The sequence below is a fragment of the Litoreibacter meonggei genome, from assembly GCF_003663885.1.
Classification (GTDB): domain Bacteria; phylum Pseudomonadota; class Alphaproteobacteria; order Rhodobacterales; family Rhodobacteraceae; genus Litoreibacter; species Litoreibacter meonggei.
The window spans coordinates 503,809-524,600 of record NZ_RCCE01000002.1 but is presented as its reverse complement, the minus strand read 5'-3'; the positions used below and the strand labels follow the sequence as shown (position 1 = coordinate 524,600).

Annotated in this window: 17 protein-coding genes and 1 tRNA gene; 8 read left to right on the top strand and 10 right to left on the bottom strand. The window is 60.9% G+C overall.

The window, feature by feature from the left end; all coding sequences use genetic code 11:
* Positions 1-40: 40 nt before the first annotated feature.
* Positions 41-808, top strand: a complete 768-nt coding sequence (locus BCF46_RS07355) for an SDR family NAD(P)-dependent oxidoreductase (RefSeq protein ID WP_121023060.1) — start codon at positions 41-43, stop codon at positions 806-808.
* A gap of 26 nt (positions 809-834) precedes the next feature.
* Here BCF46_RS07355 and BCF46_RS07350 read toward each other — a convergent pair whose 3' ends face one another.
* From BCF46_RS07350 to BCF46_RS07330, 5 genes are all read right to left on the bottom strand, one after another.
* Positions 835-1,671 (bottom strand): 3-oxoadipate:acetyl-CoA acetyltransferase, encoded by an 837-nt coding sequence (locus BCF46_RS07350; RefSeq protein WP_121023059.1) that lies wholly within the window; start codon positions 1,669-1,671, stop codon positions 835-837.
* Between the two features lie 123 nt (positions 1,672-1,794).
* Complete coding sequence (locus tag BCF46_RS07345; RefSeq protein WP_121023058.1) at positions 1,795-3,504, bottom strand: hydantoinase B/oxoprolinase family protein; 1,710 nt, start codon at positions 3,502-3,504, stop codon at positions 1,795-1,797.
* A 5-nt stretch (positions 3,505-3,509) separates the two neighbouring features.
* On the bottom strand, positions 3,510-5,594 hold the full coding sequence (locus tag BCF46_RS07340) for a hydantoinase/oxoprolinase family protein (RefSeq protein ID WP_121023057.1): 2,085 nt from the start codon (positions 5,592-5,594) through the stop codon (positions 3,510-3,512).
* An 82-nt stretch (positions 5,595-5,676) separates the two neighbouring features.
* Positions 5,677-6,609, bottom strand: a complete 933-nt coding sequence (locus tag BCF46_RS07335; protein ID WP_121023056.1) for a LysR family transcriptional regulator — start codon at positions 6,607-6,609, stop codon at positions 5,677-5,679.
* Positions 6,610-6,618: 9 nt separating this feature from the next.
* Entirely contained in the window at positions 6,619-7,539 is a 921-nt protein-coding gene (locus tag BCF46_RS07330) for a zinc ABC transporter substrate-binding protein (RefSeq protein WP_121023055.1), read from the bottom strand.
* Between the two features lie 86 nt (positions 7,540-7,625).
* Between BCF46_RS07330 and BCF46_RS07325 the strand changes: the two genes are divergently transcribed.
* From BCF46_RS07325 to BCF46_RS07315, 3 genes are read left to right on the top strand one after another with little or no spacing between them, the layout of a single operon-like run.
* The gene (locus BCF46_RS07325; protein ID WP_121023054.1) at positions 7,626-8,105 is read left to right on the top strand and encodes a transcriptional repressor; all 480 of its coding nucleotides are present in this window, start codon (positions 7,626-7,628) and stop codon (positions 8,103-8,105) included.
* Positions 8,102-8,854, top strand: coding sequence for an ATP-binding cassette domain-containing protein (locus BCF46_RS07320; protein ID WP_121023053.1), 753 nt, complete (start codon positions 8,102-8,104; stop codon positions 8,852-8,854). The genes BCF46_RS07325 and BCF46_RS07320 overlap by 4 nt, the downstream gene beginning before the upstream one ends.
* Positions 8,854-9,642 carry a metal ABC transporter permease gene (locus tag BCF46_RS07315; RefSeq protein ID WP_121023052.1) on the top strand — a complete coding sequence of 263 codons (789 nt, stop codon included), beginning with the start codon at positions 8,854-8,856 and terminating at the stop codon, positions 9,640-9,642. Before BCF46_RS07320 ends, BCF46_RS07315 begins: the two co-directional genes overlap by 1 nt.
* Here BCF46_RS07315 and BCF46_RS07310 read toward each other — a convergent pair.
* Together BCF46_RS07310 and BCF46_RS07305 are read right to left on the bottom strand one after the other, a co-directional pair.
* Complete coding sequence (locus tag BCF46_RS07310; protein WP_121023051.1) at positions 9,623-10,168, bottom strand: SRPBCC family protein; 546 nt, start codon at positions 10,166-10,168, stop codon at positions 9,623-9,625. The two genes, BCF46_RS07315 and BCF46_RS07310, sit on opposite strands and share 20 nt — an antisense overlap.
* On the bottom strand, positions 10,165-13,347 hold the full coding sequence (locus BCF46_RS07305) for a reductive dehalogenase (RefSeq protein ID WP_121023050.1): 3,183 nt from the start codon (positions 13,345-13,347) through the stop codon (positions 10,165-10,167). The genes BCF46_RS07310 and BCF46_RS07305 overlap by 4 nt, the downstream gene beginning before the upstream one ends.
* Positions 13,348-13,461: 114 nt before the next feature.
* On the opposite strand from BCF46_RS07305, the gene BCF46_RS07300 reads away from it, so the two are divergent.
* The 4 genes from BCF46_RS07300 (at position 13,462) to BCF46_RS07285 (ending at position 17,768) form a co-directional block, all read left to right on the top strand.
* The gene (locus BCF46_RS07300) at positions 13,462-14,160 is read left to right on the top strand and encodes an HAD family hydrolase (RefSeq protein ID WP_121023049.1); all 699 of its coding nucleotides are present in this window, start codon (positions 13,462-13,464) and stop codon (positions 14,158-14,160) included.
* A 100-nt stretch (positions 14,161-14,260) separates the two neighbouring features.
* Positions 14,261-15,817, top strand: a complete 1,557-nt coding sequence (locus BCF46_RS07295) for a trimethylamine methyltransferase family protein (protein ID WP_121023048.1) — start codon at positions 14,261-14,263, stop codon at positions 15,815-15,817.
* Between the two features lie 242 nt (positions 15,818-16,059).
* On the top strand, positions 16,060-16,662 hold the full coding sequence (locus BCF46_RS07290) for a heme NO-binding domain-containing protein (protein WP_121023047.1): 603 nt from the start codon (positions 16,060-16,062) through the stop codon (positions 16,660-16,662).
* Positions 16,659-17,768 carry a diguanylate cyclase gene (locus BCF46_RS07285; RefSeq protein WP_121023046.1) on the top strand — a complete coding sequence of 370 codons (1,110 nt, stop codon included), beginning with the start codon at positions 16,659-16,661 and terminating at the stop codon, positions 17,766-17,768. Before BCF46_RS07290 ends, BCF46_RS07285 begins: the two co-directional genes overlap by 4 nt.
* 54 nt (positions 17,769-17,822) lie before the next feature.
* On the opposite strand, the gene BCF46_RS07280 is transcribed toward BCF46_RS07285, so the two are convergent.
* The 3 genes from BCF46_RS07280 to glpX form a co-directional block, all read right to left on the bottom strand.
* Positions 17,823-17,897, bottom strand: a tRNA-Glu gene (locus BCF46_RS07280).
* Between the two features lie 103 nt (positions 17,898-18,000).
* Positions 18,001-19,755, bottom strand: a complete 1,755-nt coding sequence (gene recJ, locus BCF46_RS07275; protein ID WP_121023045.1) for a single-stranded-DNA-specific exonuclease RecJ — start codon at positions 19,753-19,755, stop codon at positions 18,001-18,003.
* A complete protein-coding gene (gene glpX, locus BCF46_RS07270; RefSeq protein WP_121023290.1) occupies positions 19,755-20,723 on the bottom strand; it encodes a class II fructose-bisphosphatase in 969 nt (322 codons plus the stop codon). The genes recJ and glpX overlap by 1 nt, the downstream gene beginning before the upstream one ends.
* Positions 20,724-20,792 lie beyond the last annotated feature (69 nt).

The window sequence follows — 20,792 nt, the reverse complement described above, 5'->3', positions numbered from 1 at the left end:
GCTGACGGCATATAAAATCCACCCGACAAGGAGAGCGATCATGGAATTGAAAACAGGCATGTCAGCGGTTGTGACCGGTGGCGGATCAGGTTTGGGCGAAGCGACGGCACGCGCATTGGCGGCCAAGGGTTTGAAGGTCGCAATCTTTGACCGCAATGCGGAGGCTGGACAGGCTGTCGCCTCTGATATTGGCGGCCTGTTTTGTAACGCCGACGTCACCGATAATGAAAGCATGGTCGCAGCTTTCGAGGCCGCGCGTCATGCCCATGGGCAGGAACGTGTATTGGTTTCTTGTGCGGGCATCGCACCGGGGGCGAAAACCGCCTCGAAAGGTCAACCGCATGACGCGCATCTATTTCGCACGGCGTTGGATGTGAACCTGTATGGCGTTTTTCTGGCGTCGTCCTTGGCTGCCGCTGGCATGTCCGAAGCAGATGCTTTGAATGACGATGGCGAGCGGGGGGTGATCATCAACACAGCCTCAATCGCGGCCTTTGACGGGCAGGTCGGGCAGATTGCCTATGCGGCGTCAAAAGCAGGTATCGTGGGGATGACTCTGCCGATGGCGCGCGATCTGAGCCGCTCCGGTATTCGCGTCATGGCCATCGCGCCCGGCCTGTTCATGACGCCGATGATGAAAGGGCTGCCGCAAGACGTGCAAGACTCTTTAGGCGGGCAAACACCCTTTCCTCAACGGCTAGGCGACCCGGCGGAGTTTGCGGCGCTCGTATGCTCCATCTGCGAGAATGTGATGATGAACGGCGAAGTCATCCGGCTGGATGGCGCAATCCGCATGGGTCCTAAGTGACAGCGCATCTTTGACCGTCAAACGGTCTAAGCGGCGACCTGTCGAAGCCCTAGAATCTCGCGCGCTTGCTGCCATGTCGCGACAGGGCGCTCATATTTTTCGCACAGCCCGACGGCGCGTTGCACCAAGGCTGCGTTCGACGGGGCGAGGGTGTCGCGGTCCCAACGGATGTTGTCCTCCAAGCCCGTTCGCGTATGTCCACCTTGGGCGATTGACCATTCATTGACCTGAACCTGCGCCGGACCAACACCTGCCGCACACCACTCTGCGTTAGGGGCGAGACGGTTTAGCGTTTCAATGTAGAAGTCGAAAATTCGCTTGTCCGCAGGCATGGCATTTTTCACACCCATCACGAACTGTACATATAGAGGCCCCTTTAGCCGTCCGTCCGCGGCCATGCGCGTGGCCTGAACAATATGGCTGAGGTCAAAGGCCTCAATCTCTGGTTTCACATCATATTTCAGCATCTCGGCTGCCAGCCAATTCACCAGATCGGGGCTGTTTTCGTAGACGCGGGTCGGGAAGTTGTTGGACCCCACGGATAGCGAGGCCATATCTGGCGCCAAGGGCAGCATCCCACCGCGGTCACGCCCCGAGCCAGAGCGCCCGCCGGTAGAGAGTTGGATAACCATGCCGAGGCAGTGTTTTTCTATACCTTCTTTCAGCCGCGCGAACCGCTCCGCGTCCGAGGTAGGTTTGCCTTGATCGTCGCGAACATGACAATGCGCGATGGAGGCACCTGCCTCGAAAGACGCATGCGTGCTTTCGATCTGTTCGGTGAATGTGACGGGCACCGCAGGGTTGTCGGCTTGAGTTGGGACGGATCCTGTAATGGCCACGCAGATGATGCAGGGTTTAGACATTGTGGTGTTCCTCTAGGTGCCGAACAGCGGGGCTTTGCACTCGGCTTGGCCGATTGAAGAAACGATAGGGGAGGGCATCTCGTGATGCAATTCACGTCACGCGGCGATCCTCCAAACGGTCGCCTATACCGTGTCGCCCTTGCGCATCTTTTCTTGCACATCCGCGATGTCCGCATCGCTTAACACATAGTCACGTTTGGCCGCTTCAAAGGCGATGTATCCTCGCAGAAGATCGCGTTTGACCAGATCAAGCGACCGTTCCGCCGGATCGCCATAGCCCGCACCGCCGGGCAGGGCGAGCATCACCTTCCGGCCGTGTGGCACGAATTGCTTGCCCTTACCGAACATTTCGCTGCCATCGTCCTGCGCGATCGTGGTGCACGCGCCCGCCTTCCCGCCACGACGTCCGCGGGCAGGGTGGTCCACACGGTCGAACATCGCCTGAAAGTCGAACTCATGCCCCTCGCGTGCGCCGACCTCCATGTATTGCCCCAACCCGCCGCGCTGCTTGCCCGCGCCACCTGAATCGGGGCGCAATTCCTTGCGCCAGATGATCACCGGACCCGCGTGTTCCGTGGCCTCAATCGGCATGGTCATAACGCCAGACGGGAACGCCGTGGCATTCAGCCCGTCGTGCTCGGGACGCGCGCCGGAGCCGCCGGAGTTGAACGTCAGCACCTCGGAGCGCACAGCGTCCGGTGGTGCAGGCGCGTCGGTGCGCGGACGCAAGGAAACTTGGAAGTTGCACAGACAGCCTGCACCTTCGGCAGGCACAACACCGGGCAGGATTTTGTCCAAAGCGTCATAGACGGTGTCCGGCACAAAATGCCCGACGATATGGCGCAGGGCCACGGGGGCAGGGTGTACTGCGTTGACGATGGTATTCACCGGCGCTTCGATCTCGAACGGGGCGAGTGAGGCCGCGTTGTTCGGGATCTCCGGAGCAATCGCGCATTTCAACGCGTAGCAGGCATAGGCCTTTGCGTAGACCAGCGGGCAGTTGATGCCCTTCTTGTCGACGCCCGAGGTGCCAGTGAAGTCCGACACGATCCGGTCTTCCTCAATGGTCAGCTTGACCTTCAAGGTAATCGGCGTCGCGAAACCGTCCACCGTCATCTCTCCCTCGGCGCTGGTGCGGGGCAGGGCGGCGATGCGCTCCAACGTGGCGCGGCGGGAGTTGTCCAAGATGAACGCGGCGATGCCGTCCAGATCGTCCAGCCCGAACTCGTCCATCATTTCGATCAGGCGGCGATGGCCAATTTCGTTACACGTCGCCAGCGCGTACATGTCACCGATCAGCTGGTCCGGCTCGCGCACATTGCCGCGCACGATGCGCACTAAGGTGTCGTCCACGTCGCCACGCTCGGCGAATTTCATGATGGGGATGTACAGCCCTTCTTCATAAACGCTGGCCGCATCAGCCCCGAAACCGCGCCCGCCAATGTCCACGATATGCGCGGTGCAGGCAAAGAAGCCGACCAGAACGCCTTTGTAAAAAGACGGTGTCACCATGGTGATGTCGTGCAGGTGGCCGGTGCCTTCCCACGGGTCGTTGGTCAGGTAGACGTCGCCTTCAAAGATGTTCTGCCGCCCGATGCGACGGATGAAATGCGCCACCGCGTCGGCCATGGCGTTCACATGCCCCGGCGTGCCGGTGACCGCCTGCGCCAGCATCCGGCCATGGGTGTCGTAGACCCCCGCAGACAAATCGCCCGCTTCGCGCACGGAGGTCGAGAACGCCGTGCGCACTAGGGCTTGCGCCTGCTCTTCGACGACCGAGATAAGGCGGTTCCACATGACCTGATAGGCGACGTTGGACTGTGACTGTGCCATGTGACTCAGGCCCCCTTCTTGGTGGTGATGTCGATGCAGCCGTCCGGCTGACGGATGGCTTTGCGGGACGATGGAACGATGATTGTCGTCTCGTCCTCGGTGATCGCGGCAGGGCCTGTGACCTCTGCGCCCTCAATCATATCGTCACGCAACACGACAGAGGCTTCCGCGAACTCCGCTGTGGCCGGATCGAATAGCGAGCGGGAGCCGTGGATCGGAGCGTCCCCGCTGGGCTTGGCGGCGTCGATCTCCGTGACCTTTTCGGGTGGGGTTGTCGCATTCACCGACCAGACGGTGATTTCGATATCCATACCCGTGACTGCGCGGCCAAACAGCTTGGTATAATCCTCGACAAACCGCGCCTCGAAAGTGGCGGCATTTGGGGTCATCGCCTGCGCTTCGGTCAGGGTGATCGGGATTTCCCAGCCTTGCCCTGTGTAGCGCATGTAGACCTTGAACTCCGACAGGATATCGCTGTCCGCGTCGCAGTTGCGCACAAAACCCGTTGCCTCGGCCTTCAAATCACCAAGCAACGCCTTGATCTTGTCCGCGTCAAAGTCGGACAGCTTCATATAGACGGAACGGTTGGCCTCGAAGCTGAAAGGCGCGCGCAGGAAGCCGATGGCGGAACCGACGCCCGCGCCCGGTGGCACCAGCAGGCGCTCCACCCCCAGCTTTTCGCACAAGCGGCCCGCATGCAGCGGGGCTGCGCCGCCGAAGGCGATCATGGTGTATTCGCTCAAATCCTCGCCGTTTTCCACCGCATGAACCCGTGCCGCGTTGGCCATGTTTTCGTCCACTACTTCGGCCAAGCCAAAGGCGGAGGTTGCGGCGTCCATGTCCAGCATATCGCCCAGAACGGCACGCAACGCGGTCTCCGACGCGGCGGTTTCCAGCTTGATCGAGCCGCCCGCGAAGTTGTCAGGGTCCAGCTTGCCCAGCACCAGGTCCGCATCCGTCACGGCGGGTTTGTCGCCGCCGCGCCCGTAGCAGGCCGGCCCCGGCTCGGACCCCGCGCTTTCCGGCCCGACGCGAATCTGGCGCATCGCATCAACATGGGCCAGCGAGCCGCCGCCTGCACCGATTTCTACCATGTCGATCACAGGGATCGAAATGGGCATGCCGGAGCCCTTCTTGAAGCGGTACGTCCGCGCCACTTCGAACACGCGGGAGGTCTTCGGCGTCTGATCCTTGATCAGGCAAATCTTGGCCGTGGTGCCGCCCATGTCGAAGGACAGCACCTTGTCCAACCCATAGCGCGCGGCGATGTTGGCGGCGAAGACCGCGCCACCGGCAGGGCCGGATTCGACCAGACGCACAGGGAACTCCGCCGCGTTCTCCAGCGAGATAATCCCGCCGCCGGAGTGCATCAGAAAGATGTTGCAACCCACGCCCTCGTCGCGCAGGCGGCCTTCCAGTCGACCCAGATACGACTTCATCAGCGGCTTGATATAGGCGTTCGCTACAACGGTGTTGAACCGCTCGTATTCGCGCATCTGGGGGCTGACTTCGGTCGACAGCGAGATCATCACGTCCGGCAAGCGCTTCGCCAGCACATCGCGCACCAGCTTCTCGTGGCTGTCATTGAGATACGAATGGATCAACCCGATGGCGACGCTGTCATATCCGGCCTCCGCGATGGCCTCGACCACCGGCGCGATATCCGCCTCGGTCAGCGGCATCAGTTCCGCCCCCGTGGCATCAATACGCCCCGGCACGGTGTAGCGGCATTGGCGGGGCAGCAGTGGCTCGGGAATGTTGAGGTTCAGGTCATATTGCTCGAACCGCGATTCCGTGCGCATCTCGATCACGTCGCGGAAACCTTCGGTGGTGATCAGCGCGGTCTTCGCCCCGCGCCGCTCGATCAGGGCGTTGGTGGCGAGGGTCGTCCCGTGGATGATCTGCCCGATATCCGCAGGCGTAATGCCCGCCTTGGTGCAGACCTGCTGCATCCCGTCGATGATGGCGTTCTCCGGTGCGATGTAGGTTGTCAGCACCTTGGTTGAGAACGACGCGCCGTCCACCTCCAGCACCACGTCGGTGAACGTGCCGCCGATATCCACACCCAGCCGAACAGAAGAAGTTTTCATGTGTCTCACCTATGGAATTTAGGGAAAGGTAGGCGAAGTCATATGATATATTCCAATTATTTATTTGTATTCTTGTGATAGATTATTGTGATGAAGGTCGCTGATCTCTGAGCCGTGTGTAATCGGCTGCGATCTCCTCCGCGATTTGGGCTGCCCGCACTACAAACCGCGCCGCATTCTCCGCATGAAAGCGTGCAGTGAAACGCAGTGCACTGGGAACCCAATCCACGGCTAGTTGAACCAAGCGTCCAGCTGCTACATCTTTCTCCACCATTGCTTCCGGCAACAGGGCAACACCCATTCCATCCAGCGTCATCTGCAAGCAAGAGGACATTGAACTCGATGGAACGAAGCGTGTTTTGGGCAAGGCGTTGCTATCGGCATAGTCCGACAATTCAGCAAAGGCCTGCGTATGACGCGCATGGGTTAACAGGGTATGCGGGATTAAATCGCTGACATTAATTTCTGGCGGAAGTTCCGCCGCCGTAGCGGCGTCGGCCACCCAGACGTATGGGTAATCCCCCAATTCGATTTCACCCGACATCTCGGAGGCAAACGGAGCATTTTGTAGCGCAATATCCAATTCGTTGAGCGCTAAAGCGCGGTCCAGCGTGCGTGACAAATCCACTGTCAGTTCGACCGAGACTTCGGGGTAGGCACTCTTGAGTCGCCGCAAATAATCGTGCAGCCACGTGGCCGCGATCAACTCTGTAACACCAAGACGGAGTCGATCCTGCACAAGATCAGGGCGGGCCGCGACTTCGATCAATTCTTCGGCCTGGCGCAGCACACTGCGTGCAACCTGAAGGATCTCACCTCCCCTGTCCGTCAGACTCACCGACCCAGAATCGCGCAGCATCAGCACAACGCCCAACGTGCGTTCAAGACCCGCGATGCGTGAGGAGATGTTGGGCTGAGTCGTGTTCAGATGCTGCGCCGCCTTGCGAAAGCTGCCGAGGTCGGCAACCCACACAAGGGCTTCAAGTTGTTTGAGGGTGAATACGTTACCGACCATGAGCCGCGTTTAGCACCCCGCGATGGTCTCCGCCATGTTGCGCAGCAAATCGTTGTAGAGTTCCGGCCCTTCAGGCAATGCGGCGCCCAGCGGGTCCAGCACGGCGACCCGCGCGTCGGTGCCGTCTAGCACCGTGGCCACCAAGCCATCCGAGAACTGAGGCTCCGAGAACGCACAGGACACGCCGTTCTCGCGCACCGTCTGTTGGATGCGCTCTACCCGTGCAGGGCCGGGGGTGGCGGCGTCGCTGAGCGAGATTGCCGCAACGGCCTCTATCCCGAAGCGGGCCTCGAAATAATGGTAGGCGTCATGGAACACGACGAATGCCTTGCCTTGTGCAGGGGCGAGTGTGGCTTCGATCTGCGCGACCGTCGCGGCCAGCCCATCTTTCGCGGCTTGTGCATTGGCCGCATAGGTCGCGGCGTTATCCGGATCGAGCGTCGACAGCTCCGCCGCAATCGCGTCCAGCCACACCACCGCGTTGTCGGGATTCAGCCATGCGTGCGGGTCGACATTGCCATGGTCGTCATGCCCGTGGTCGTCGTGACCATCGTGATCGTCGTCGTGGTCATGTGCCTCGAACCCGTCCGCGTCCCGAAACCCTAGGGTTTGCGTCTCTGGCAGGTGCAGCAGTTCAACCTGCACGGCATCGGCTGACAGGCGGTCCAGCATCGGCTCCAGCCACGGGGTCAGGCTCTCTCCCACCCAGAACACAGCCTGCGCCTGTTCCAGCGCTCCTGCCTGCGAAGGGCGCAGCGCGAAGCTGTGTGGAGAGGCGTTGGCGGTGACCAAAACCTCCGGCTCTCCCAGATCGCCCATCACCTGCGCGACCAGTGAGTGGACAGGGGTGATGTCGGTCACGACACGTGGGACCTCCGCAAGGGCGGGCGAGGCGGAAAGCACGGACAATAGCAGGAAGGGGCGCAGCATATTTCACCTATGTGATTGTATAACATATTGCTCTCTGATAAGTGTTATATCATAACGTATCAACCCTAAAGTTTCAGGAGCCTCCCATGAACCCGCTCGGCTTCAAGCATCACGATCATTCAAATTGCATTTCTGGCGGCGTCGCTGCCGTGGTGCAAACCTGCGCCGAGGAAGGGTTGCAATTCACCCCTGTGCGCAAGCGTGTGCTGGAGATTCTGCTCCAGGGACACCGCGCCATTGGGGCATATGAAATTTTGGATACCTTGCGCGAGGAGGGGCTAGGCTCACAGCCCCCCGTGGTTTACCGCGCTTTGGACTTTCTGGTGAAGCACGGCTTCGCCCACAAGATCGAGCGGCTGAACGCCTTTATCGCCTGTACCCATCCCGGCGATACGCATGCGCCAGCATTCCTGATTTGCCGCAGCTGCGACGCTGTTGCCGAAACAGTGACGGCAGCGGCAGGTGGGCGACTTGGCAAGGCTGCTCAGGAAACAGGGTTCACCATCGAGCGCACCGTTCTCGAGGCAGAGGGCGTTTGCCCGAACTGCCGGAGTAAATCCGAATGAATGCGCTGGTCGATTTCAACAACGTGAACCTCAAATATGGGGCGCAGAAGGTGCTGGAGGACGTGAATATCAGCATAGCTCCAGGCGAAATTGTTACCATTGTCGGCCCGAATGGATCTGGTAAATCTTCGTTACTGCGCGCGTTGATTGGCGCTTTGAAGCCTGCATCGGGCCAAATTAGCCGCGCAATGGGTCTGCGGATAGGGTACGTGCCGCAAAAACTGCATATCGACCCGACCCTGCCTATGACAGTTAAGCGATTTCTGAGTCTGCCCGTAAAGATCTCCGACACCGACGCATCTGAGGCGTTGAGGCGAGCCGGTGTGCCCGATTTGGGTTCGCGGCAAATGTCAAATTTATCCGGGGGCCAATTCCAGCGTGTTTTGCTTGCCCGTGCGTTGCTGCATAAGCCACAACTTTTGCTGTTGGACGAGGCGACACAGGGGCTGGATCAACCCGGCTCCGCCGCGTTCTACCACCATATCGAGAAGGTGCGGGACGAGCTGAACTGCGCCGTCCTGATGATCAGCCACGAGCTGCACGTTGTGATGAGCGCCTCCGACCGTGTGATCTGCCTCAACGGCCATGTGTGCTGCGAGGGCAAGCCCGACGTCGTCGCTTCCGCCCCCGAATACCGCGCCTTGTTTGGTTCTGGCACGGGCGGGGCCTTGGCGCTGTATCGCCACGATCATGACCATGTGCATGGCCACGAGTGCGATCACGATCACTCCCATGAGGCCGCAGAATAATGCTCGACAGTTTTCTCGTTCGCGCCGCCCTCGCTGGGCTTGGCGTTGCGTTGGCCGCCGCCCCCTTGGGCTGCTTCGTTGTCTGGAGGCGCATGGCCTATTTCGGCGACGCCACCGCGCATGCCTCGATCCTTGGTGTGGCGCTGGCGCTCAGCTTCAACATGTCCGTTTTCGCAGGTGTCCTTGTCGTGGCCTTGGTGATGGCAACCTCAGTGTCCACCCTGTCAGGGCGTGGCTACGCGATGGACACGTTGCTGGGCGTCATGGCCCATTCCGCCATTGCCTTCGGGCTGGTGGCGGTGTCGTTCCTTGACGGGGTGCGCATCGACCTGATGGCCTACCTGTTCGGCGATATTCTGGCCGTGGGCCGTGTCGATCTGGCGGTGATCTGGGGTGGAGCCTTGCTGGTTCTGGCGCTTGTTGGCTGGCGCTGGCAGCAACTGCTGCTGTCCACCGTTAGCCCCGATCTGGCGCAGGCCAGCGGCATCGACCCGAAGCGCGAGCAGCTGATCCTGACCATCGCACTGGCCGTGGTCGTCGCCGTGGCAATCAAGGTCGTCGGTGTCCTGCTGATCGCAGCATTGTTGGTCATCCCCGCCGCTGCCGCCCGTCCGCTGGCGCAGACGCCTGAGCGTATGGCCGCTATCGCGGCTGTGATAGGTGGGGTATCGGCGTTGGGGGGCTTGCAGTTGGCCTACCGCTTTGACACGCCCGCCGGACCTACAATGGTCTGCGTCGCTGCCGTGTTGTTCGGACTGAGCAGCGTGGTCAGCCTGTCCCGCGCATAGCCTCAAGGCGGTCGCGGAATGCCTCCAGATCACGTTGCAAAGGCGAGCGTTTAGAGCGCGACATGAACCAGCCTGATATGCGCGACCATCCGCCAAGGGCTATCTGTGTCGTGACCCGCAAAACGGTGCCGTCGCCGTCAGGGGTGAAGCTCGTTTCCTGCACACCCTCAGCGGGGAGCTTTCCGAAGAGCGGGCTGTAATCGTCACGCATGTTATAGGCCAACGCGGGCATGACGCCCGGCGTCACTTCATGCGGGGCCAGTGGCAGAACGCGGGTGATTTGCAGGTGGCTGGTGATGCGGTGCGGGCGGTCGACCTCGACCACGGTCTCAACCATCTCGGTTTTCAACTCGGGGTAGATGAACATCCAGACCGCCTGCGTGCCGGGGCCATCCTCGACCACATTTGTAAAGGACACTTCGGTGCGGCCCGAACTATGCTCTGCCGTCAGACGCGCATCGGTGTAGAGGTCGTAGACCTCCGCCACGGGTCGCGCAATGTGAACCTCGCCGGTCAGTACGGTCATAAGTCGATCTCCACCAGACCATCCTTTTCAGCTGCGCGGGACTGGCACAGGATCATCGCCTTTGCGCGATCCGCGTTTGACAGCACGAAGTCGCGGTGTTCCACATCGCCCGCGACCACGCCGCATTTGCACACCCCGCACAGCCCGTCCGAGCATTTCACATCCACATGAATTCCCGCTCGCAGAAGGGCGTCGGTCGCGGCTTCGTCGGCCTTCACGGCGATGTCCATGCTGGTGCTGGCAAGCCGCAGGGTGAAGGCGTGGTTCACGTAGTCGGGCTGCTCGGGGACCGAGAAAAACTCCAGATGCTGTGCCTCTTCTGGGAAACCGTTCGCCTGCGCTGCGTCCATGACGGCGGCCATGTAGACCTCCGGCCCGCAGGTGTAGACATGCGCGCCGGTGCGGTGTTTCAGCGTGTTGGCGAGGTCGCAGCGGGAGCCTTCGTTGGAGAAATGCAGGTGCACCTTGTCAGCCCATGGCACCTTTGCCAGATCGTCCAAGAACCCCGCCCCGCTGCGCGTCGAGCAGGAGTAGTGCAGCGCAAAATCCGCGCCGATGGCGTGTAGTCTATGGGCCATCGCGATCATCGGCGTGACACCGATGCCGCCGCCCATGAGGTAGGTGAAACTGGCATCCTCATGCAGCGGAAAGTGGTTGATCGGCTTGGAGATATGCACCCGCCGTCCTTCCTCGAAAATGCGGTGCATCAGGCGCGAACCGCCGCGCCCGTGATCCTCGCGCAGCACGGCGATCTGGTAGCGGGAGCGGTCGGCGGGGTCACCGGACAGCGAATATTGTCGCAGGAATTCGGGGGCGACGACCACGTCGATATGCGCGCCAGCCGCCACGGGGGGCATGTCGGAGCCGTCGGGCATTGCGAACTCGTATTTCGTGATCGTGTCGGTCATGTGCTCAACCTTCGAGATCACCGCACCCATGACGGGGCTGTCTTGCTGGTCGGCGGTGTAGATATGCTCAGGCGCTAACCCTTTGGCGCGGCGGGCTTTATGCTCGGGTGCGGGGATCATCGCCTTGTAGGCGGCGATGCCCGCCTCGCGGTCCATCGGGTAGGGATAGGCATAGGGCGGCGGGGCCAGGGGGGCGGGGTAGACGGCCAGCGTCTGGTCCTCGTAGCGCAGGTCCAAACCCTTTTGCAGCCCGCGTGCGTTCACCGGATGGGCCGAGGGGCGGTAGGCCCCGTCGTCGACCATTTCCAGATCCCACCACCACTTTTTGACGGGGTTGATTTCGCCTTGCCCCGCCAAATCATCCAGCTTTGCCAAGGCCTTGGCAGCTTGCGGCAGGGTCATGGCCAGCTTGCGGAAGGGGGCTTCGGCGAACAAGCCTTCAAGGTTCCACGGGCAGGTTTTCATGCAGCGCCCGCACATCGCGCCGTTCTTTTGGGCAACGCGGTAGGTGGTGCATTTCTGGCTATCGGATTTCCAGATCTCGTAGCCGTTGAACATCAGTTTCGGGCCAGCGGTGATAGCACCGGAGGGGCATTCGCGGGCGCATTTGTTGCAGGCTTCGCAGAATTTTTGAAGTCCAAAATCTATTGGTTTATCGTGGGTTAGCGGCATGTTGGTGGTGACGACACCGGACTTCAGACGGGGGCCGAGGAAGGGGTTGAGGATCACTTCGCCGATGCGGGAAACCTCGCCCAGACCGGAGAGCAGCAGCAGGGGCGGGTGCAGGACCTCGTCGTCCATTACAGAATGGACGCGGGCGGTGTAGCCGAGGCGGCGCAGGTGCTCGGCCAGCACACCGCCCAGAAGCGAGAACCGCAGGTAGGCGCGCATCGACTGCGCGCAGGCGATCCAGTCGTCGCCGGAGGCACCTTCCATGGTCTCGTGGCCTTGGTCGATGATCATGGAAATCGCGTTGGAATGGTAGGGCATGATCGGCTGGCCTGCTGCGTCGTGACTGTAATAAACCCAATCAGGGCAGGCGCTTAGGCCTGCCGCATCGACGCCCAGCCAGTAGAGCGCGGCCTTGATATTGGCGGCGTTGCGGTCGGGGTCTTGTGTAGACTCGTGGACCTCGGAAGCCTCCCCGTCTTGTAGCAAAACGAACGCGCCAAGCGACGGGCGGAAGGCAAATGCCGCCGCCGATTTGCGGACATAGTTGCCGTTTTTCGTGGCCTCTTGCACCGTTTTTCCCATGTCGCCGAACAGCCCGCGCGCGAACAGGTTGGCGCGCTTCGGGACGCGGGCGACGTTGGGTTTATCGATATAGGTGGTCGGATTTTCGACCCGTTTGAGGGTCTCGAACGGGTGCGGGCCGTCGCGGAATTTGCGTGTCTGAAAAGCGTCGGCAAAGCGTCGGCTTTTCGTATGGCCGGAAAGGCCGATGGCCCAAGACAGCCCGGGCTTGGCATTTGGGGCCAACGGACGGTCTGCCGTCATCGCCAAAGTCGTGGTCACCACGGCCAATCCGTAGCGGTTGCCCAGAAACGGGTTTGCGCCATCCGCATGGTTCAGGCCCGACGCCACCGCAAGCTTGCCAAGATGCACGTCGCTCGCTGCCATCGAATGCGCCCGCGCATCGAAGCCCAAAGTGCGGATGTAGGAGGCGAGGGTCACCGCCGTCTCCATCCCGCGCAGGCAGGTGCGGTGGTCTTGGGCGTCGGTGATCCAGTCGCACCCGACCTCGTCCGGCTCTGGATCGCGGGGCATGTCGTAAAGGAACACCAGAGCGTGAGTGTGGTGGTCGCAGGCTTGCGGCGGGGCGCGCATGCTTTCGCGCAGGCCAGCCATGATGACGTCGATGCCAGCGGCCAAGGTTTTGGGTTGCAAGGTCCGCAGTTTGTCTGCCAGCCGGTCTACATCTGGGTTGACCAGTGGGGTGTCCAGCCATGCCTCGCGCGGTATCTCGCAGGTGCCGACCATCGACGCATCGCAGTAGTAGCCGAAGGCCTTGAGGTGATTGGCCCGCTCCGTCAGGTCTGACGGGATTTCGGCGATTTCTTTTTTCACCAACCCGTCGCGGGTGGCGTCGAGCATCGCCTGATACTCCTGCATCGCGTTGACGATGCTCAAAGGGTCTTCAGGCCGTCGAAAGCTGACATGCGCCATCGCGGGCACATGATCCAATGCAGCGCTGTCTACCCGCTCCAATTTTTCCAAAGGGTAAGGTCCCAAATGGACGGGGCGGTTCCGGTAGGAGAAGAGTTTTGTCATTCAGGGCTGCTTCAAGGTTCTGCCGGCACGCGGCGCATAGCGCTTGTTCTCATTGCTCATACTCGTCACTGTCATGGAGCATTCATAGCGGGTCAAGAGAGGAACGGGCGGGATATGACAGGGCAGATCAAAGGCTTGCTGTTTGACAAGGACGGCACCTTGCTGGATTTCGACGCGACGTGGGGCCAATGGGCCGCCGGGTTCTTTGACGATCTGGCGCAGGGCGACGCCGGACTTAGCGCGCGCATGGCGGATGCGGCCGGGTTCAATGCGGCATCCAGAACCTTCCACCCCGACAGTCCGGTGATTGCCGATACTGCGGATGTGGTGATTGATCTGTTGCTGCCCTTCGTTCCGCATTGGGAGCGGCAGGCCTTGCTGGAATATGGCAACGAGAAAGCGGCGCAGGCCGAATTGGTGACCCCATGTGCGCTGCCCGAACTGTTTGACCGGTTCGATGCCATGGGGCTGCCGTTGGGGATTGCGACGAACGACGCCGAAAGCTCCGCCCATGCACATATGCGCACGTTGGGGGTTGAGACGCGGTTCGCGCGCATATTGGGCTTCGATTCCGGCTTTGGTGGAAAACCCGCGCCGGAGATGCTTCTGGCGTTCTCGGACCATTGCGGATTTGCCCCGTCCGAGGTGGCGATGGTGGGCGACAGCACGCACGACCTTCATGCGGGCCGTAATGCGGGGATGATTTGCGTGGGCGTGCTGACCGGCCCCGCGAGACGCGCCGATCTGGAGCCGCATGCGGATGTGGTTTTGAACAGCATCGCGGACATCCCGCACTGGTTGGCCGCGCGGTAGCCTTGCGCCAAAAGCGACGTAACCCGTCGGTAAACGCCAAACCTGCCCTTGGGGCGCGGTGCAAGCTGGGTGGGCAGCTAACACCGGAGGTCACAGCGACATGGCAGATGAACCCATCAAACGTAAGCGCGGCGGTGGCCGTGCGGGGAACGCCAGGCGCACGACCTCCAAGCTGCCGGAGCAGATGCCGTGGCGCATTCCGGTCAACACCGACAAGCCGACGGAGCCTTTGGACGAAGACGGCGTTCAGGCCATCCACAAAGGTGCGATGCGCATTCTGTCCGAGATCGGCATTGAATTTCTGAACCCTGACGCGTGCAAGATTCTGAAAGGCGCGGGCTGCAAGGTCGATGGCACCAACGTGCGAATGGGCGAGGATTTCGTGATGGAAATGCTCGACCATGCGCCAGCGGAGTTTACCATCACCCCGCGCAATCCCGACCGTGCTATCCCGATGGGGGGCAAGCATATCCTGTTCGGCAACGTCTCCTCGCCACCCAATATGTGGGATCTGAAGCGCGGCAAGCGCACCGGCGATTTCGAGGGGTATAAGGAGTTCATCAAGCTCACCCAGTTCTTCAACTGCATCCATTTCGCGGGCGGCTATCCGGTGGAGCCTATCGACATCCACGCGCGCGAACGTCACCTCGACTGCCTGTATGAAAAGCTGACCCTGACGGACAAGGTCGTGCATGCCTACTCGCTGGGTAAGGAGCGGGTGGAGGACGTGATGGAGATGGTGCGCATCGCGGGCGGCATGACGCGCGAGGAGTTCGATGCCAAGCCGCATATGTATACGAACATCAACTCGGTCTCGCCATTGAAACACGATTTCCCGATGCTGGAAGGCGCTATGATCCATGCGCGGCGCAACCAGCCGGTGATCGTGACGCCGTTTACCTTGGCGGGGGCCATGGCGCCCGTGACCATGTCGGGCGCGGTGACGTTGTCGCTGGCCGAAGGGCTGGCCGCGATTGTGCTGCTGCAAGTGGTTAATCCGGGTGCCCCTTGTGCCATCGGGACGTTTACGTCGAACGTGGATATGAAGACTGGCGCGCCCGCGTTTGGCACACCCGAATACATGCGCGCGACGCAGATGACGGGGCAGATGGGGCGGTTTTACGGGCTGCCGATCCGCTCGTCCGGCGTGTGCGCCGCGAACGTTCCGGACGGGCAGGCGATGTGGGAGACGTCGAATTCCCTGTGGGCCGCCGTGCAGTCTGGCACAAACGTCGTCTACCACGCGGCGGGCTGGCTGGAGGGCGGTCTGATCGCCAGCCCCGAGAAGTTCATCATGGATTGCGATGTTATCCAGCAAATTCAACGGTATATGGAGCCTGCCACCTACGCTACGACGCCTGACGACATTGCACTGGACGCGATCCGCGAGGTTGGCCCGAACGGGCATTACTTCGGCTGCCAGCACACGCAGGACCGGTATGAGGATGCGTTCTACTCGCCGCTGATTTCCGACTGGTCCAATTACGAGGCGTGGGATTTGAATGGTGGCGTTTGGACGGCGGAGCGGGCGCACGAGATGTATAAGGGCATCATCGCAGAGTTCGAGGCCCCGCCTATAGACATTGCCATCCGCGATGAGCTGGCGGATTTCGTGGCCCGCCGGAAATCCGAAGGTGGGGTGCCGACGGACTTTTGACGTTTGGTGCTATGCTAGGGGCAGCCAAAGTCAGCAAGGCGGACTGGTGCGGGCGCAGCTTCTGTTGACGCAGCATTTAGGTGCAACGGCTGCAGCAAGAACATCAGGTTTCTAGAACGGGCTCTATGCAGGCGTCCAAGGTTTGCTAACATCTCCAACCTTAGATATCCCGAAACCTTTTCTTGGCGTTTCTTTAACCGTTTTGCGGCAGATGTGTTTTCAGGGTTGAGAAAAGGCATCACATGTACGGCTTGGTTCATCGCGCGTTGCAGTGTTTTGCGCAGGACATCTATGGGGATGCGCTCTGGGACAAGGTGGTCGCGGAGGCCGGTCACCAGCTATATGAATATGAAGCGATGCTACCCTATCCTGACGATCATCTAGACGATGTTCTTCTGGCGCTTTCGGATCAACTTGAGAAGACGCCGACGCAGGTGCTGGAGGATGTAGGCGCCTATCTGGTCACCCACAAACGTATGGAGACGGTGCGCAGGTTGCTGCGCTTTGGTGGCACATCATTTGAAGAATTTCTCCTGTCGCTTGATGATCTTCATGATCGGGTCAAACTGGCCCTGCCTGATCTGGGTCTCCCCCAACTGGAAGTCGAGGCGCATTCCGGCACCTCGTTCAGCGTATTGGTGAAGTTTGACCGGCCGGGATTCGGGGCGGTGCTTCTGGGCATTCTGCGGGCGATGGCCGACGACTATGGGGCACTTGTCGTGCTGGACCTCGAACGCTCTGCATTGGGCGTTGAGGTGATTGAGCGTGTCATGGTGGAGTTGTTCGAGGCGGAATTCGCTGCGGATCGTGGCTTCGGCTTGGTGACGGAGGACACCGCAACATGAGCGGTGATTTCGTGCATCCGGTGCCTGCACAGTATGTCCCGATTGCCCCTGATGCGCTCGGGGCCTTGATGCCGATGCATATGCACGTCTCATCCACTGGCCACATCATGTCAGCAGGGCCCACATTGGCCAAGCTGCGACCGGACGAAACCCTGATCGGAAAACGGCTGCTGGAAGTCTTCGAGATAAAGCGACCGCTTCATATTCTGGAATTCAGCGACCTTCTGGAACATGGAAGTTGCTTGGTTCGGACCAAGTTTCGCTATGGGCATAGGCTGGGTATGAAGGGGCTATTCGTCCCATTGTCCGCGCGTCACCCTTTGCTGCCTGATAGGCGCGTCACGGGTGAGGCATGGCCGGTGTTGCGGCCGATAGCGCCGGGCGTGATGAACGCCCCCCAAGGTGCGTTGCTAAACCTGTCCCTTGGGGTCAATGTCGTTGAAGCTGTTCAGCGCTATAACCTGAGCAGCGCAGATTTCGCGCCCGCCGATCCTACTGTCGACATGCTTTACCTGATCGAGGCCAAATCAATTGCCTTAGAGGAGTCAAAACGGCTCAATTCGCGGCTGGAAGGTGCGCGGGTTGAGGCCGAACAACAAGCCTATACGGATACGCTTACCGGGCTTCAGAACCGGCGCAGCATGGACAGTTTGCTGCGTCACCTCGAAGCGTCGGGGGAACCGTTCGGCCTGATGCATTTGGATTTGGACCATTTCAAACAGGTCAACGACACATTTGGGCACGGGGCGGGGGACCATGTTTTAAAAGTCGTCGCCGGTGTGCTGCAAGACGAGACCCGCGCAAGCGATCTTGTGGCGCGGGTTGGCGGGGATGAATTCGTCCTCATCTTTAACGGCGCCATTGATTTAACGGTTTTGGAGGGTATCGCGTGGCGGATAATCTCCCGGCTTGAAGAGCCGATCTTATATGACGGCGATCTCTGCCGAATCTCGGCCAGCATCGGGACGACATTGTCGAGCTTTTACAGCGCCCCCGCTGCGGACCGCATGCTGAATGATGCTGACCGTGCGCTCTATACATCAAAGGATCAGGGGCGGGCACGCCATACAGTGTTTAGCCCTGAACTGTTCGATGCTGTTAACTGAGCAAAGCAATTAACCGCATGAATTCAGCGTTGTTCCGTTTTGGGGAAACGAAAGTGGTACTCCCTAGGGGAATCGAACCCCTCTTTCCAGGTTGAAAACCTGGCGTCCTAACCGATAGACGAAGGGAGCACCGGGATCGTGAGGGGCTATTTAGGCAAGGCGCGGGGCGCTGGCAAGAGGAAAATGTCGACGCAGTGTGGAAAGTTTCACGAAGCCTTGAAACCAGGGGCTGTTAGGCCGGAGCTTGTATCAGTGCCGCATCTTCCAAACGCAGCTGCGCCGAGCGCCGACCCTGCCAGCTGTTGATTTCGACCCGTCCAGCCAAATGGAATCGCCGTCCTGCATGGGCCTCTAGAGTCGGTCCCAGATCGGAGTTGAACGCGCCGAACGCGATCGCATCCATCTTCTCAGGCCCGCCCTCGCCAAAGCTGATTTTCAGATGTCCCTCACCGACAGGTTTGGTGAACAAAATGCGTTGGTCCGGGAAGACAAACCGTGGTCCCGCAGCGCCTGCGCCAAATGGGCCTGCTTGCTCGATCAATTCGATCAGCTCGACCGATGCCGCGCCGGACATAATGATCCCGTCCAGCCGTAGATCGGACGGTCCAAGCAAACCGGCGCCTTGTTTTTCCATCATCTCTGTTAGCCGCGCCATCGCGGGTTCCAACTTGTCACGGGCGACCGTCAGGCCAGCAGCCATTTTGTGCCCGCCGCCTTTGATCAGCAGGCCCTCGGCGGCCAGCTTCTGGATTTGCGCGCCGAGGTCGATGCCGGTCACGGAACGTGCGGATCCTTTGCCTTCGTCGCCCTCCAGCCCGATGACGACAGCGGGTCGGTTACTGGCCTCCTTCAAACGAGCCGCCACGATGCCGACGACACCAGGATGCCAGCCTTCGCCCGCAGCCCAGACCAGCGGTGCGTCCAACCCGCGCTCCTCGGCTTGTAGTAGAGCAGCCTCACGCACGGCTGCTTCGATTTCGCGGCGTTCGGTATTGAGGGTGTCCAGACGTTCAGCCAAGGCTTGCGCCTCGTGCTCTTGATCTGTCGACAAAAGCCGCGCGCCAAGATCCGGCGCGCCAATGCGCCCGCCTGCGTTAATCCGTGGTCCAAGCAGGAAGCCCAGATGATACGAGGTCGGCGCCGTGTCCATCCGCGCCACGTCAGACAACACCCGAAGGCCCACGCGCTGGCGCGCAGCCATTACCTTCAGGCCCTGCCGCACCAAGGCGCGGTTCACCCCGACCAACGGGGCGACATCGGCGACGGTCGCAAGTGCCACCAGATCCAGCATCGCCATCAGGTTTGGCACATCACGCTCGCCCCGCATCACGCGGTTCACGGCGACCAGCAGCAGGAACACCACACCAGCGGCGCAGAGATGCGCAAGCGTGCCGTCCTCGTCCTGCCTGTTCGGGTTTACCACGGCCAGCGCTGGGGGAAGGGTCTCGCCGCCCAAATGATGGTCCAGAACGATCACGTCCGCACCGATTGCTGCCGCCAAGGCGTCATGGGACAAGGTTCCGCAATCGACGCATAGGATCAGATCGTGATCTGCGGCCAACCCGGCCATCGCGGGCGCGTTGGGGCCGTAGCCCTCGTCGATGCGGTCGGGAATATAGAGCGTCGCGGGCAAACCCATCTCACGCAACCAGCAGATCAACAGCGCGGCGGAGGACCCTCCGTCCACGTCATAATCCGCAAATACGGCGATCTTTTCGTGATTGCGGACTGCGACAGCCAAGCGATCAGCCGCAGTATCCATGTCTTTCAACATCGATGGGTCCGGCAGCAGGTCGCGCAGGGCAGGGGCCAAGTAGCCCTCGGCCTCTTCAACCGGCACCCCAAGGCGTGCCAGTGTCGCGCAGAGCGGACGGGGAAGCTCTGTTTGTTGGGCCATAGTCTCCGCTTGGCGTTCCTGTTCAACTGACAGGCCCACCCAGCGGCGGCCTGTCAGCGAATTCTCTACACCAAGGAAGGCTTGCGTCATTAGCTGACCGGGTTGCGGTAGGTCATGCGACGGACCGAGCCGGTCTTGGAGCGCATCAGGATCGTCTCTGTGGTCAGGTGACCCACCTCGCGGCGGATACCCTTCAGGATGGAGCCGTCGGTGACGCCGGTTGCCGCAAAGATCACGTCCTTGGTCACCATCTCGTCACGGCTGTAGACCTTATCCAGATCGGTGATGCCCGCCTTGGCGGCGCGTCCGCGCTCGTCGTCGTTGCGGAACACAAGGCGGCCATACATCTGCCCGCCCATACATTTCAGTGCTGCCGCTGCCAGCACCCCTTCGGGTGCGCCGCCTTCGCCCATATACATGTCGATGCCTGTCGTGGCGGCCTCGGCGCAGTGCATGACGCCTGCGACGTCGCCGTCGGTAATCAAGCGGATGGCTGCGCCGGTGGAGCGGATATCTTCGATGATCTGCTCGTGGCGCGGGCGTTCCAGAACGCATACGGTGATGTCATCGGCCTTGCAGCCTTTGGCCTTGGCCAGTGCCGCCACGCGCTCTTTCACCGACATTTCCATGGTCACGGTGTCGGTTGCGTAGCCCGGCCCGATCGCCAATTTGTCCATATAGACGTCAGGTGCGTGCAGCATGGAGCCGCGCGGGCCCATCGCGATCACGGTCAGCGCATTGGGCATGTCCTTGGCGGTCAGCGTGGTGCCTTCCAGCGGGTCCAGCGCGATATCCACGCCGGGGCCGTTACCGGTGCCGACTTCCTCGCCGATGAAGAGCATCGGGGCTTCGTCGCGCTCGCCCTCACCGATGACCACGACGCCTGCGATGTCGAGCAGGTTTAACTGCTCGCGCATGGCGTTCACGGCGGCCTGGTCGGCGGCCTTCTCGTCGCCGCGTCCGATCAGCTTTGCGGAGGCCAGCGCGGCGGCCTCGGAAACGCGGGCAAGACCCAGCGACAACATGCGGTCTTGGAATTGATCGGTGGAAACGGTCATGTGGAAATCCTTAAATGGCAGTTGCATTCCGTTTAGCGGGGGCGGGTTCAGGGTTCAAGGACGGCGGTA

Coding starts and splice junctions, on each gene's coding strand:
- BCF46_RS07325 (WP_121023054.1), top strand. CDS start 7,626: ATGAACCCGCTCGGCTTCAAGCATCACGATCATTCAAATTGCATTTCT.
- BCF46_RS07340 (WP_121023057.1), bottom strand. CDS start 5,594: ATGAAAACTTCTTCTGTTCGGCTGGGTGTGGATATCGGCGGCACGTTC.
- BCF46_RS07295 (WP_121023048.1), top strand. CDS start 14,261: ATGGCAGATGAACCCATCAAACGTAAGCGCGGCGGTGGCCGTGCGGGG.
- BCF46_RS07315 (WP_121023052.1), top strand. CDS start 8,854: ATGCTCGACAGTTTTCTCGTTCGCGCCGCCCTCGCTGGGCTTGGCGTT.
- BCF46_RS07300 (WP_121023049.1), top strand. CDS start 13,462: ATGACAGGGCAGATCAAAGGCTTGCTGTTTGACAAGGACGGCACCTTG.
- BCF46_RS07330 (WP_121023055.1), bottom strand. CDS start 7,539: ATGCTGCGCCCCTTCCTGCTATTGTCCGTGCTTTCCGCCTCGCCCGCC.
- BCF46_RS07290 (WP_121023047.1), top strand. CDS start 16,060: ATGTACGGCTTGGTTCATCGCGCGTTGCAGTGTTTTGCGCAGGACATC.
- BCF46_RS07355 (WP_121023060.1), top strand. CDS start 41: ATGGAATTGAAAACAGGCATGTCAGCGGTTGTGACCGGTGGCGGATCA.
- BCF46_RS07310 (WP_121023051.1), bottom strand. CDS start 10,168: ATGACCGTACTGACCGGCGAGGTTCACATTGCGCGACCCGTGGCGGAG.
- recJ (WP_121023045.1), bottom strand. CDS start 19,755: ATGACGCAAGCCTTCCTTGGTGTAGAGAATTCGCTGACAGGCCGCCGC.
- BCF46_RS07305 (WP_121023050.1), bottom strand. CDS start 13,347: ATGACAAAACTCTTCTCCTACCGGAACCGCCCCGTCCATTTGGGACCT.
- BCF46_RS07345 (WP_121023058.1), bottom strand. CDS start 3,504: ATGGCACAGTCACAGTCCAACGTCGCCTATCAGGTCATGTGGAACCGC.
- BCF46_RS07335 (WP_121023056.1), bottom strand. CDS start 6,609: ATGGTCGGTAACGTATTCACCCTCAAACAACTTGAAGCCCTTGTGTGG.
- glpX (WP_121023290.1), bottom strand. CDS start 20,723: ATGACCGTTTCCACCGATCAATTCCAAGACCGCATGTTGTCGCTGGGT.
- BCF46_RS07320 (WP_121023053.1), top strand. CDS start 8,102: ATGAATGCGCTGGTCGATTTCAACAACGTGAACCTCAAATATGGGGCG.
- BCF46_RS07285 (WP_121023046.1), top strand. CDS start 16,659: ATGAGCGGTGATTTCGTGCATCCGGTGCCTGCACAGTATGTCCCGATT.
- BCF46_RS07350 (WP_121023059.1), bottom strand. CDS start 1,671: ATGTCTAAACCCTGCATCATCTGCGTGGCCATTACAGGATCCGTCCCA.